Consider the following 12,966-nt stretch of genomic DNA (forward strand, 5'->3'; position numbering starts at 1 on the left):
CCACTCAATCTAGAAGAAGCGCGGATCGTCGAAGACCCCGGACGCGACGAGATAGACGTAGAAGTCGGCGAGCGCCACGCTCAGCAGCGACGCCCACGCCAGCTGCATGTGCCGGGCGTTGAGCTTCCCGATCCACTGCCACATGCGGTAGCGCACGGGGTGTTTGGAGAAGTGCTTGAGCTTGCCGCCGACGATGTGCCGGCAGGAGTGACAGGACAGGGTGTACGCCCAGATGAGCACGATGTTGGCGAGGAAGACGAGGGTGCCGAGGCCCATGTGGCCCCACTCGTAGTTCTCGTCGCGGAAGGCGAGCACCGTGTCGTACGTCAGGATCCCGGCGACCAGGAGCGCGGCGTAGAAGAAGTACCGGTGGATGTTCTGCAGGATCAGCGGGAAGCGGGTCTCACCGGAGTACTTCTTGTGCGGCTCCGCCACCGCGCAGGCCGGGGGCGACATCCAGAAGCCGCGGTAGTAGGCCTTGCGGTAGTAGTAGCAGGTCAGGCGGAAGCCGAGCGGGAAGATCAGGATGATGATCGCGGGGGAGATGCCCCACCAGCTCCCGAAGAGGTCCCAGTTCGGCCCGGCGCGCATGGGCTCGCAGTTCTCCGCCAGACAGGGCGAGTAGAACGGGGAGACGTAGGGCGCGGCGTAGTAGTCCGCGTTCGCGAAGGCCCGCCAGGTCGAGTACACGATGAACGCCAGCAGACCGGCCGCGGTGGCGGCCGGGGCCAGCCACCAGCGGTCGGTCCGCAGGTGCGGGGCGGTGATCGCGGCGCGCGTACCGGTTCGTACGCCGCCGCTGTTCAGATGGGGTTCCGTACCAGTGGCCAATGCATGACTCCGGTCGGGTCAGGGGGTGGGATCAGGGGGCGCGGCGGTCCCGGGCGCCGAGACCCTCGTCATCCGTGTCGATCCACAGAGAGTCGTCGTACGGCGTGTCGGGGATGGTGACGAGCTCCGGTTTGCGCTGCGTGGCGGGCGTCGCGGCCGCGTCCCGCAGCAGCGCGACGCTCTCGCGCAGATGGTTGGCGTCGGCGCGGACGCGACGCATCTCCAGCCCGCCGGTGCCCAGCTGTTTCTCCAGCCTGCCCACGGACCGGGACAGGTCGTCGAGGCAGCGCTGGACCGCTGTCAGTTCGTCTTGCACGGACATGACGTGACCTCACTTCCGTGGGCTCTTCGGCCCTGGGTGGTGACGTTCATGCGCCTGCGAGTGTTGCGCGTCACACCTATCGCTGTGAAGGGATGTGCAGCGATTGGCGGATTGCGCGCCTCCATTGCACGCCCGCACGCGCTCTGTGCACGCCGGAGAGCCGAAAAAGCGCGGGGAGCGTGATTGCGCCGTACGGAAGTGCATTACTCCGCACGGGTGGCCTTGCACGCCCTGGCCGCCGTGTCGTCTCCGCCTGGCGAACCCTTTCCTCTTCAGTGGGGTGCCTTAGATCTGATCAGCTCCAAAATACCGCCAAACGTGATCAGAACGCACTTAATGTCACCGGCGGGAGCGGCTCCCCGGAGGTACCTCAGATGTCCCACGACGGCTTCGGACCCAGGCCTGGCCGCAACGCGGTCTTGCGCTCGGTGGCCTTCCTGACCGCCGGTGTGCTCGGCCTGCCCGCGCTCGCCGGTTGCAGCGACCCGGACCCCGCCGGCAAGCCGTTGGCCGGGCAGGACATCGCCCCGGCCGCCCGGGACCGGATCGCCGACGGCGGCACACTGCGGTGGGCCGTGGACGCCGTACCCGAGACGCTGAACACCTTCCAGTCGGACGCCGACGCCACCACGACGCGGATCGCGCAGGCCACCCTGCCGTCGATGTTCCGGCTCGACCGGAACGGGCGGCCGGAGCGCAATCCGGACTATCTGGAGTCCGCCAAGGTCGTCGAGACCGAGCCCAAGCAGGTCGTCCTGTACAAGCTCAACCAGCAGGCCGTCTGGAGCGACGGCCGGGAGATCGGCGCCGCCGACTTCGCCGCCCAGTGGCGGGCCCTGTCCGGCAAGGACAGTGCCTACTGGACCGCCCGCAACGCCGGCTACGACCGCATCGAGAGGATCGAGCGCGGCGCCAACGACCTGGAGGTGCGGGTCACCTTCGAGCGGCCGTACGCGGACTGGCAGTCGTTGTTCTCGCCGCTGTACCCGAAGGAGGTCATGGGCACGCCGGACGCGTTCAACGACGGGGCCCGGCGCAAGCTCAAGGTCACCGCGGGGCCGTTCACGGTGAAGAAGATCGACCGCAAGGGCGACGAGGTCGAGCTCACCCGCAATCCCCGCTGGTGGGGGCAGCGCGCCAAGCTGAACGAGATCGTCCTGCGCGCCGTGCCGCGCGACCAGCGGGCCGCCGCGCTGGCCGCGGGACAGCTGGACCTGGCCGAGATCGACACCGCTGCGGCCCGGCGCATCGCGCTCGCCGCGCCGCCTCGGTCCGCGACCGCCAGTGCCTCCGCCCATGGCTCCGCCGGTGCTTCCGGTACGCCGCTGATGGGCCCGGAGCCGGGCGCCAGGCTGACCCTCGAGCAGCGCCGGGACCAGGCGACGTTCCGGGGCTTCGAGGTACGCAAGTCCCTGGAGCCGGCGTACACGCAGCTCGCGCTCAACGGCGGCGACAGTCTGCTCGCCGACGAGCGGGTGCGGCGTGCCGTGGCCCGCGCCATCGACCGCAAGGAACTGGCGAAGCTGGTCCTGGCCCCGCTCGGCCTGCCCACCGAGCCGGTCGGCAGCCACCTTGCCCTGTCCGGCCAGGCCGCGTACGCCGACAACAGCGGGGCGATCGGCGACCAGGACACAGCGGAGGCGCAGGCGCTGCTCGCGGACGCGGGGTGGGTGCCGGGAGGGCCGGTCAAGGAGAAGAAGAAGGGGGACGGGGAGGGCGCTGCGGGGAGCGAAGGGAAGAAGGCGGACAAGAGCGAGAAGGGCGACAAGAGCGAGAAGGGCGAGAAGGGCGAGAAGGAGGCGGGCTCCGGGGACAAGTCCAAGTCCGACTCCGGGGAGAAGTCCAAGGCCAAGTCCGACTCCGACTCCGGCGACGAGTCCAAGTCCAAGGCGAAGTCGGATTCGGAGTCCGAGGACGACGGGACGTACATCGTCGGGGAGGACAACAAGGCGGGCGGGGACGAGCGACACACCGGGAAGGGCGACGGCGAGGAAGGCTCGCGGCATCTCGCCCAGGACGGCAAGCAGTACGGCAACAAGCAGCTGCAGCAGGGCGGTGCGCCCGGCGCGTACGCCCCGCGCGGCACCGCCGCACCGGCGGGCGCCGCGGCCCGGCCGCTGGCCAAGGACGGCGAGCCGCTGGCGCTGCGGTTCGTGGTGCCCTCGGGGGAGGGGTCGCAGACGCTGCGTACGGTGGCGGACCGGATCGGGGTGATGCTGGAGCGGGTAGGCATTCGCACCGACATCGTCAAGGTCTCGGACGAGAGCTACTTCAAGGACCACATCGCGTCCGGCCAGTTCGATCTCGCCCTCTACTCCTGGCCCGCCTCCGCCTACCCGGCGACCGACGCCCGGCCGATCTACGCCAAGCCGGTACCGGCGGCCGACGGCTCGCTGAACGTCGAGCAGAACTACACGCGGGTGGGGACCGACCAGGTCGACCAGCTCTTCGACCAGGCGATCGCCACGCTCGACGAGTCCGAGGCGCGGGCGCTGATCCGCAAGGCCGACTCGCGGATCTGGGCGGCGGCGGGGTCGCTGCCGCTCTTCCAGCGGCCTCAGCTGACGGCGGCGCGGACGAGTGTCGTCAACGCGGGCGCCTTCGGCTTCGGGACGCCGGTGTACCAGGACATGGGCTTCCTGAAGAAGGGCGCCCACCCGGGGCCGAGCGGGTCGTCCAACTGAGGTTTCTCGCCCCCGCCGCCCCTACCCGTCCCGTCCCCGGGGCTGCCGCCCCCGGACCCCCGCTGCCGGCCCTGAACGGGCCTCGTCCTCAAACGCCGGACGGGCTGAGTGCCCGGGCCGGCGTTTGGCGTTTCAGCGGGGTCCAAACAGCCCCCCACCTGCACCGACGTATCCCGGCGAGCCTCAGCGGCAGCGGCCCCGTACCATGGGGTGAGGCCGTGGCGTGTCCAGCCCGGCAGGGCCCGCGTAACACAGACGTACGCGAGAGCCGTCCTCACCACTCCGGGAGTACGCCGCAATATGGCCACGCGCCACGACATCCGCAACGTCGCCATCGTCGCCCACGTCGACCACGGCAAGACCACCATCGTCGACGGCATGCTGAAGCAGGCCGGCGCCTTCGCCGCGCACCAGCTCGAAGGCGTCGACGACCGCATGATGGACTCGAACGACCTGGAGCGTGAGAAGGGCATCACGATCCTGGCCAAGAACACGGCGGTGAAGTACCACCCGAAGGACGGGGGGGACGTCATCACCATCAACATCATCGACACCCCCGGCCACGCCGACTTCGGTGGCGAGGTCGAGCGCGGTCTGTCGATGGTCGACGGTGTCGTCCTGCTCGTCGACGCCTCCGAGGGCCCGCTGCCGCAGACCCGCTTCGTGCTGCGCAAGGCGCTGCAGCAGCGCCTGCCCGTCATCCTGTGCATCAACAAGACGGACCGCCCGGACTCCCGGATCGACGAGGTCGTCAACGAGACGTACGACCTCTTCCTCGACCTGGACGCCGACGAGGAGCAGATCGAGTTCCCGATCGTCTACGCCTGCGGTCGTGACGGCATCGCCTCGCTGACCAAGCCGGAGAACGGCACGGTCCCGGCCGACTCCACCAGCCTGGAGCCGTTCTTCTCCACCATCCTGCAGCACATCCCGGCCCCGACCTACGACGAGGAAGCCCCGCTCCAGGCGCACGTCACCAACCTGGACGCGGACAACTTCCTCGGCCGTATCGCGCTCCTCCGCGTCGAGCAGGGCGAGCTGCGCAAGGGCCAGACCGTCACGTGGATCAAGCGCGACGGCAGCATGTCCAACGTCCGCATCACCGAGCTGCTGATGACCGAGGCGCTCACCCGCAAGCCCGCCGAGGTGGCGGGCCCCGGTGACATCTGCGCCGTCGCCGGTATCGCGGACATCATGATCGGCGAGACCCTCGCCGACCCCGAGAACCCGATCCCGCTCCCGCTGATCACGGTCGACGAGCCCGCGATCTCCATGACCATCGGGACCAACACCTCGCCGCTGGTCGGCCGTGGCGGCACCGGCAAGGGCGCCGACAACAAGGCGGCCGTCAAGGACCGCAAGGTCACCGCCCGTCAGGTCAAGGACCGCCTGGACCGCGAGCTGATCGGTAACGTCTCGCTCCGTGTCATCGACACCGAGCGCCCGGATGCCTGGGAGGTCCAGGGCCGTGGTGAGCTCGCGCTCGCCATCCTGGTCGAGCAGATGCGCCGCGAGGGCTTCGAGCTGACCATCGGCAAGCCGCAGGTCGTGACCAAGGACGTCGACGGCAAGGTCTACGAGCCCGTCGAGCGCATGACGATCGACGTCCCCGAGGAGCACATGGGCGCGGTCACGCAGCTCATGGGCGTCCGCAAGGGCCGTATGGACAACATGTCCAACCACGGCTCGGGCTGGGTGCGCATGGAGTTCGTGGTGCCCTCGCGCGGTCTCATCGGGTTCCGGACCGAGTTCCTGACCCAGACCCGTGGCACCGGCATCGGACACTCCATCCACGAGGGCTTCGAGCCCTGGTTCGGCGCCCTGCAGACCCGCAACAACGGCTCGCTGGTCGCCGACCGCGCCGGTGCCGTCACCGCGTTCGCGATGACGAACCTCCAGGAGCGCGGCGTGCTGTTCACCGACCCCGGCACCGAGGTGTACGAGGGCATGATCGTCGGCGAGAACTCGCGCTCCGACGACATGGACGTGAACATCACCAAGGAGAAGAAGCTCACGAACATGCGGTCCTCCTCGGCCGACTCGTTCGAGGCGATCGTGCCGCCCCGCAAGCTCTCCCTGGAGCAGTCCCTGGAGTTCTGCCGCGACGACGAGTGCGTCGAGGTGACGCCGGAGGCCGTTCGTATCCGCAAGGTGAACCTGGACGCCCGCGAGCGTGCCCGCGCCGCGAGCCGCGCCAAGCACGGCTGAGTACCGGACGCCTGAGCCCCGGCTCCCCCGTCATGGGGGAGCCGGGGCTTTTTGCAACTCGTTTTCCGATGGCCGAGAATCGCCCTCCTGTCCGAAATGCGGAGATCCTCGCCCGATACCCATGTAACACGTCCGTTTCGCGACGTTCTTCGACCCAGCACTTTGTCCGGATTTTGGAAGGTCTTCACGTCAGCTGTGACTGAATTGAGATTTAAAGACGGTGGTCGGTAGTTGGCTCATGGCAGATAGTTAGCCGCAGCGCTCGGGTCAATGGGTCTCGCACTGTGGGGACAGTGCCGACTCACGAGCTACAGGGGGTTGCCTGATCCTCCGTCAGGGGTGTCGGAGGAAGAGGCGCACACCTCCTACGCGCGTCCGGCTGCGGAGTTCCGCACGCCTCGCTTTGGCATACCCATACCAGCGAAACGGGCGAAACGTGACAAGTGGTATCGGCATTGAGGGTGGCGGGACCTCGGTCATCGCGGACGGTGCACCACAACCGGACGTGAAGACCGAGGACGAGCAGCTGATCGGGCGTTCCCCCGGCCAGCTGATGTGGATCCGTTTCAAGCGGGACCGCACCGGGGTGATCTCGGCGTACGTCGTCATCTTCTTCTTCCTGATCGGCCTGCTCGCCCCGGTGATCTCGTGGTTGTACGGCAAGGACCCGTACACCGTGTACGCCGACGAGCGCCCCGAGCTGTTCGACAGCGCGGGCGTGCCGGTGCAGCCCAACGGCGGGATCAGCGGCGAGTTCTGGTTCGGCCTCGAACCCGGCAACGGGTACGACGTCTTCACCAAACTCCTCTACGGCATCCGGACTTCGCTCGGGATCTCGGTCGCGGTCACGATCGCGACCGTGCTCACCGGCATCCTGCTCGGTGTCACGGCCGGCTACCTCGGCGGTCGGACGGACTACTGGATCAGCCGGGTCATCGACTTCCTGCTGGCCTTCCCGTCGCAGCTGTTCTTCATCGCCAGCATGCCGGTCGTGGTCTCACTGTTCGTCAGCCCGCGCGACGAGACCCCGGTCTACGTCCGGGTGGTCGCCCTCATCCTCGTGATGTGGTTCCTCGGCTGGATGAGTCTCGGGCGGATCCTCAGAGGCACCACACTCGCCCTGCGAGAACGGGAGTTCATCGAGGCGGCCAAGGTCAGCGGGGCCCCACCGTGGCGGATCATCCGCAAGGAGATCCTGCCGAACGTGGTCACGCCGATCCTCGTGCAGGGCACGTACATGCTCCCCAACTTCGTGACCGCCGAGGCCGGTCTGTCCTTCCTCGGCGTGGGCATCGTCGAACCGACGCCGGACTGGGGACAGATGTTCTCCAAGGCGTCCACCGAACTAGTGATGCAGAACGACATCACCTACATGTTCTTCCCCGGCATCTCGATGATCATCTTCATCGTGGCGTTCAACCTGCTCGGGGACTCGGTCAGGGACGCCTTCGACCCCAAGACGGCGCGCTGAACCACTGGTTGGCACTTCCTTCGCACTGGTGACACACAGATGGGTGGAAACTGAGTGATGAGTAGGGGCGGACGCCACGTATACGCGGCAATCTCGGTGCTCGCGGCCGGCGCACTCGTGCTGACCGGGTGCAGCGAGGGCGGCAGCAAGGGCAGCGGCAACGACAAGGAACAGAAGGAGAACGCCGAGCGGCAGCAGGCGGCGATCGAGTTCGGGGACGCCGAGGCGTCCAAGGGCCCCGCCGCCGAGGTCCCCGGCGCGAAGCCCGGCGGCACCATCTCGGTGCTGGCCCGCGACAGTTACGCCCACCTCGACCCCGGACAGGTCTACGTCCAGGACGAGATGGCGGTCTCCCAGCTGCTGCACAGAGGGCTGACCGGCTACAAGGCGACCAGCAACGACGGCAGCAAGCACGAGGTCGTCGGCGACCTCGCCACCGACTCCGGTACCACCACGGACGGCGGCAAGACCTGGAAGTTCACGCTCAAGGACGGCATCAAGTTCGAGGACGGCTCCGCGATCACCTCCGCGGACGTCCGGCACACCTTCGAGCGGCAGTTCGCGTCCTTCATCAACCAGGGCCCGCCGTACGTCCAGCAGTGGCTGGCCGACACCCCGGGTGCCGACTACCGCAAGCTGCTGCCGGACGGCCCCTTCAAGGGCAAGCACCTGCCGGACAGCGTGCTGGAGACGCCGGACGACAAGACGGTCGTCTTCAAGTTCAAGAACCCGCACCCCGACCTGCCGTACGCCCTGGCCATGACGGGTTACGCCATCGTGTCCGAGAAGGGCGACACCAAGGAGAAGTACGACAAGGACCCGGTGGTGACCGGGCCGTACAAGATCCAGGAGTTCAAGTCCGGCAAGTCGATGGTGCTCGTCAAGAACGAGAACTGGGACCCGGACACGGACCCGCTGCGGCACCAGTACGTCGACCGGTTCAACATCACCTTCAACCAGCAGTACGAGGACTCCACCAAGGCGCTCCTCGCCGACAGCGGCAGTGACCAGACGGGCGTCAGCTTCAGCAACCAGGTCGACGCGGGCAACCTCACCAAGATCCTCAACGACCCGAAGATGAAGTCCCGCACGGTCTCCGGCTTCCAGCCCTACGTCGGCCAGGTCAACATCAACCTGGCCCACTCGGAGATGAAGGACATCAAGGTCCGCCAGGCCATCGCCTACGCCCTCCCGGTCACGCCGTTCGTGCGTGCCTACGGCGGCACCGACGCGATGGAGGTCGCGGGCGGCATCATCAGCCCGACCGTCACCGGCTACGACCCCGGCTTCGACCCGTGGGGCAAGAAGAAGAAGCCCGCCGGTGACCCGGCCAAGGCCAAGGCGCTCCTGGAGGAGGCCGGCAAGACCGGTCTGAAGCTGACCTTCGGCTACATCAACACGCCCGAGGGCCAGCAGTACTCCACCGCCATGGCGGCGGGCCTGGAGAAGGCCGGCTTCGACGTCCAGCGCCAGGAGATCCCGGCCGAGACCTACTACGACCAGGTCAGCAAGCTGGACAACAACTACGACATCTTCCACACCGCGTGGGGTGCCGACTGGCCGTCCGCCTCGACCGTGATCCCGCCGCTGTACGACGGACGCGCGATCGCCGAGGGCGCCCAGAACTACTCGCAGGTCAACGACTCCAAGGTCAACAGCGAGATCGACCGGATCAACAAGATCACCGACCCGGTCAAGGCCGCTACCGAGTGGAACAAGCTCAACGAGTACCTGGTGAAGGAAGTCGTCAACGTCGTCCCGACCGCGTACTACAAGCAGACCCAGATCGCCGGATCCAAGGTCGGCGGCCTCGTCTACGACGACATCATCGCCGGCGTTGACCCGCGCCGCCTGTACGTCAAGTAACCCCGCCCGCCCGGCACCTGGTGCGTCCGCCCTCCTTCCCCCAGGGGACGGCGCACCGGGTGCCACCCGGCCCGCCGACGTCTGAGAGCTGCTTGCCATGCTGCGCTTCCTGGTCCGCCGGTCCCTCGGCGCCGTCGTCATCCTCTTCCTGCTGAGCATCGTCGCGTTCCTGCTGTTCTTCGGGATGCCGCGCGACCCGGCTCTCCTGATGTGCGGCAAGACGTGCACCCCGGCCAACCTGGAGAACCTGCACCGGGTGCTGGGCCTCGACAAGCCGATCCCCGAGCAGTACTGGATCTTCCTGACCAACCTCGTCATGGGCAGCGACGACTTCGCCCAAGGCCCGTGCCCCGCCCCCTGCTTCGGCTACTCGTACCACTCCAACGAGCAGGTGTGGGGCACCCTCATGGACCGCCTGCCCACCACCCTCTCGCTCACCATGGGCGGGGCGGTCTGCTTCCTGATCGTCGGGCTCGGCACCGGCCTGATCGCCGCGTGGAAGCGCGGCACGCTCATCGACAAGACCTTCACGGCCGGCGCGATGGTGATCAGCTCGATGCAGATCTACTTCCTCGGTCCGCTGGCCCTGGCGATCCTCGTCTACCAGACCCATGTCTTCGACAAGCCCGCCTACAACGAGTTCACCCAGAACCCGGGCGCCTGGTTCACGGGCCTGATCATCCCCTGGGTCGTCCTCTCCACGATCTTCGCCTCGCAGTACACCCGTATGTCCCGCTCGTCGATGATCGAGCAACTCCAGGAGGAACACGTCCGCACCGCCCGGGCCAAGGGCATGTCACGGCGGTACGTCTTCTTCCGCTACGCCTGGCGCGGCTCGCTGATCCCCATCGTCACCATTTTCGGCATCGACCTCGGCTCGCTGCTCGGCGGTGCCATCATCACGGAGTACACCTTCGGTCTTCCGGGGCTCGGCCGGCTGGCGGTGGAGTCGGTGTTCTTCAGTGATCTGCCGCTGCTGCTGGGCGTGATGTTGTTCTCCGCCACCATGATCCTGCTCTGCAACATCGTCGTCGACGCGACGTACGCCTTCATCGACCCGCGCGTGCGGTTGTCCTAGGTAGGAGCACTGACGTGACCACTCTGACCAAGGAGGCCGGCGCCCCGGTCCCGGCCGACGCGGACGCGTTCCTGTCGGTGCGGGACCTGCACGTCAGCTTCAAGACCGAGGACGGCGTCGTACGGGCCGTGGACGGGCTCTCCTTCGACCTGGAGCGCGGCAGCACGCTGGGGATCGTCGGCGAGTCCGGCTCGGGGAAGTCGGTGACGAACCTGACGATCCTCGGTCTGCACAACCCCATGTTCACCACCGTCGAGGGCGAGATCCTCCTGGAGGGCCAGGAGCTCACCACGGCCCGGGAGTCCGAGCTGGAGAAGCTGCGCGGCAACAAGGTCGCCATGATCTTCCAGGACCCGCTCACCGCGCTGTCGCCGTACTACACGGTGGGTCGGCAGATCGCCGAGCCGTACATGAAGCACATGCGCGTCTCCAAGAAGGCCGCCTGGGAGCGGGCGGTGGAGATGCTGGGGAAGGTCGGCATCCCCAACCCGAAGCAGCGGGCGAAGGACTATCCGCACCAGTTCTCCGGCGGTATGCGCCAGCGCGCGATGATCGCGATGTCGCTGGTCTGCGACCCGGACCTGCTGATCGCCGACGAGCCGACCACCGCGCTGGACGTCACGGTCCAGGCGCAGATCCTGGATCTGCTGAAGGACCTGCAGCGGGAGTTCGGCTCGGCGATCATCTTCATCACCCACGACCTCGGGGTGATCGCCGACATGGCCGACGACATCATGGTGATGTACGCGGGCCGGGCGGCGGAGCGCGGCACGGTCAACCAGGTACTGAGGGCGCCGCAACACCCGTACACCTGGGGCCTGCTGAACTCGATGCCGCGCCTGGACTCGGACCCGCACACCCCGCTGGCCCCGATCCCCGGCACTCCGCCGTCCCTGTTGCGCCCGCCCTCCGGCTGCCGCTTCCACCCCCGATGCACCTTCCAGGACCGGGTCGGCGGCACGCGCTGTGTCACCGAGGTTCCGTTGCTGGGCCCGGACCGCTCCTCGGCCTGCCACTTGACGGCGGACCAGAAGCGGACCATTTTCACCGAAGAGATCAAGCCCCGACTGCACTAGGCACTGTCGTTTGGATCAGCTCGGCTGTGAGGATCGGTTCCTCTCGGCGGACCCGAGCCCCGCGACGCCGGGATGATCCAAAAGACAGGGTCCAGGGCCCCCGATCAGCCCCGTCTGAGGAGGACTACGGCTATGACAGAGGACCTCGTCCTCCCCGCACCCCGCGGGGCCGCCACCGACGCGTCCGGCGAACCGCTGCTGGAAGTGGAAGGGCTCGTGAAGCACTTCCCCGTCAAGGGCGGCTTCCCGATCCGGCGGACCGTCGGCCAGGTGCAGGCGGTCGACGGCATCGATCTGACGGTGCATGTCGGCGAGAGCTTCGGGCTGGTGGGGGAGTCGGGCTGCGGCAAGTCGACGACCGGACGGCTGATCACCAAGCTCATGGAGCCGACGAGCGGCCGGATCGCGTACCGGGGCAAGGACATCACCCGGGCCACGCGCAGGCAGCTGGCGCCGATCCGCTCCGAGATCCAGATGATCTTCCAGGACCCGTACTCCTCGCTGAACCCGCGCCAGACGGTCGGCAAGATCATCTCCGGCCCCATGGAGATCAACGGGATCGAGCCGGACGGCGGGCGGGAGAAACGGGTCAGGGAGCTGCTGGAGATCGTCGGTCTGAACCCGGAGCACTACAACCGCTTCCCGCACGAGTTCTCCGGCGGTCAGCGCCAGCGCATCGGCGTGGCACGGGCGTTGGCCCTCGAACCGAAGCTGATCGTGGCCGACGAGCCGGTCTCCGCGCTGGACGTCTCCATCCAGGCACAGGTCGTGAACCTGCTGCAGAAGGTCCAGCAGGAACTGGGCATCGCGTTCCTGTTCATCGCGCACGACCTGGCCGTCGTACGGCACTTCTCGCAACGCGTCGCGGTCATGTACCTCGGCAAGGTCATCGAGGTCGGCGACCGCGACTCCATCTACACCCGCCCCCGGCACCCCTACACCCACGCCCTGCTGTCCGCGGTGCCCGAGGTGAGCGTGGCCGACGAGGACGCTCCTGCGCGCGAACGGATCCGCCTGGCCGGCGACGTACCCTCCCCGATCTCCCCGCCCTCCGGCTGCCGTTTCCGCACCCGCTGCTGGAAAGCCCAGGACAAGTGCGCGGCCGAGGAGCCCCCGCTGATCCAGATCGCGGGCAACCACGACGGTCACCTGACGGCCTGCCACTTCCCGGAGGAGCCGACGATCGAGGCGCGGGACGAGGACATCGTGCTGGATCCGGCGCTGGCGGCGCTGGAGAAGGCGGACGACTAGGGCCTGTCCGGCCGATCACGGACGGGCATTCGAGTCACTCTCCATCGGCAACTTCGATCCCGAAGGGGCTGTGGTCGCACCAGACGGACCCGGACCACGGGTTCGTCGGACATGACACCTTCCGCAAGGCTCGGCCGGAGATCGGGCTGCGGAACGACCTCGCATCAGGGCCCGCCGGG

Annotated in this window: 9 protein-coding genes; 7 read left to right on the forward strand and 2 right to left on the reverse strand. The window is 67.8% G+C overall.

What is annotated here, in order from left to right; translation table 11 throughout:
* Positions 1-9: 9 nt before the first annotated feature.
* Both AB5J55_RS27495 and AB5J55_RS27500 read right to left on the reverse strand, forming a co-directional pair.
* Positions 10-831: a hypothetical protein gene (locus AB5J55_RS27495; protein WP_369273197.1), complete on the reverse strand. Its 822-nt coding sequence runs from the start codon at positions 829-831 to the stop codon at positions 10-12.
* Positions 832-862: 31 nt separating this feature from the next.
* Positions 863-1,153 (reverse strand): hypothetical protein, encoded by a 291-nt coding sequence (locus AB5J55_RS27500; protein WP_369273198.1) that lies wholly within the window; start codon positions 1,151-1,153, stop codon positions 863-865.
* A 374-nt stretch (positions 1,154-1,527) separates the two neighbouring features.
* On the opposite strand from AB5J55_RS27500, the gene AB5J55_RS27505 reads away from it, so the two are divergent.
* The 7 genes from AB5J55_RS27505 (at position 1,528) to AB5J55_RS27535 (ending at position 12,787) form a co-directional block, all read left to right on the forward strand.
* Positions 1,528-3,837 (forward strand): ABC transporter substrate-binding protein, encoded by a 2,310-nt coding sequence (locus AB5J55_RS27505; RefSeq protein WP_369273199.1) that lies wholly within the window; start codon positions 1,528-1,530, stop codon positions 3,835-3,837.
* Between the two features lie 300 nt (positions 3,838-4,137).
* Positions 4,138-6,045 (forward strand): translational GTPase TypA, encoded by a 1,908-nt coding sequence (typA, locus tag AB5J55_RS27510; protein ID WP_369273200.1) that lies wholly within the window; start codon positions 4,138-4,140, stop codon positions 6,043-6,045.
* A 436-nt stretch (positions 6,046-6,481) separates the two neighbouring features.
* Complete coding sequence (locus tag AB5J55_RS27515) at positions 6,482-7,516, forward strand: ABC transporter permease (protein WP_369273201.1); 1,035 nt, start codon at positions 6,482-6,484, stop codon at positions 7,514-7,516.
* Positions 7,517-7,573: 57 nt separating this feature from the next.
* Entirely contained in the window at positions 7,574-9,382 is a 1,809-nt protein-coding gene (locus tag AB5J55_RS27520) for an ABC transporter substrate-binding protein (protein WP_369273202.1), read from the forward strand.
* Between the two features lie 97 nt (positions 9,383-9,479).
* A complete protein-coding gene (locus AB5J55_RS27525; RefSeq protein ID WP_369273203.1) occupies positions 9,480-10,460 on the forward strand; it encodes an ABC transporter permease in 981 nt (326 codons plus the stop codon).
* Between the two features lie 14 nt (positions 10,461-10,474).
* Positions 10,475-11,536 carry an ABC transporter ATP-binding protein gene (locus AB5J55_RS27530; protein ID WP_369273204.1) on the forward strand — a complete coding sequence of 354 codons (1,062 nt, stop codon included), beginning with the start codon at positions 10,475-10,477 and terminating at the stop codon, positions 11,534-11,536.
* Between the two features lie 132 nt (positions 11,537-11,668).
* Entirely contained in the window at positions 11,669-12,787 is a 1,119-nt protein-coding gene (locus tag AB5J55_RS27535) for an ABC transporter ATP-binding protein (protein WP_369273205.1), read from the forward strand.
* Positions 12,788-12,966 lie beyond the last annotated feature (179 nt).

This window comes from Streptomyces sp. R11, from assembly GCF_041051905.1.
Taxonomy (GTDB): domain Bacteria; phylum Actinomycetota; class Actinomycetes; order Streptomycetales; family Streptomycetaceae; genus Streptomyces.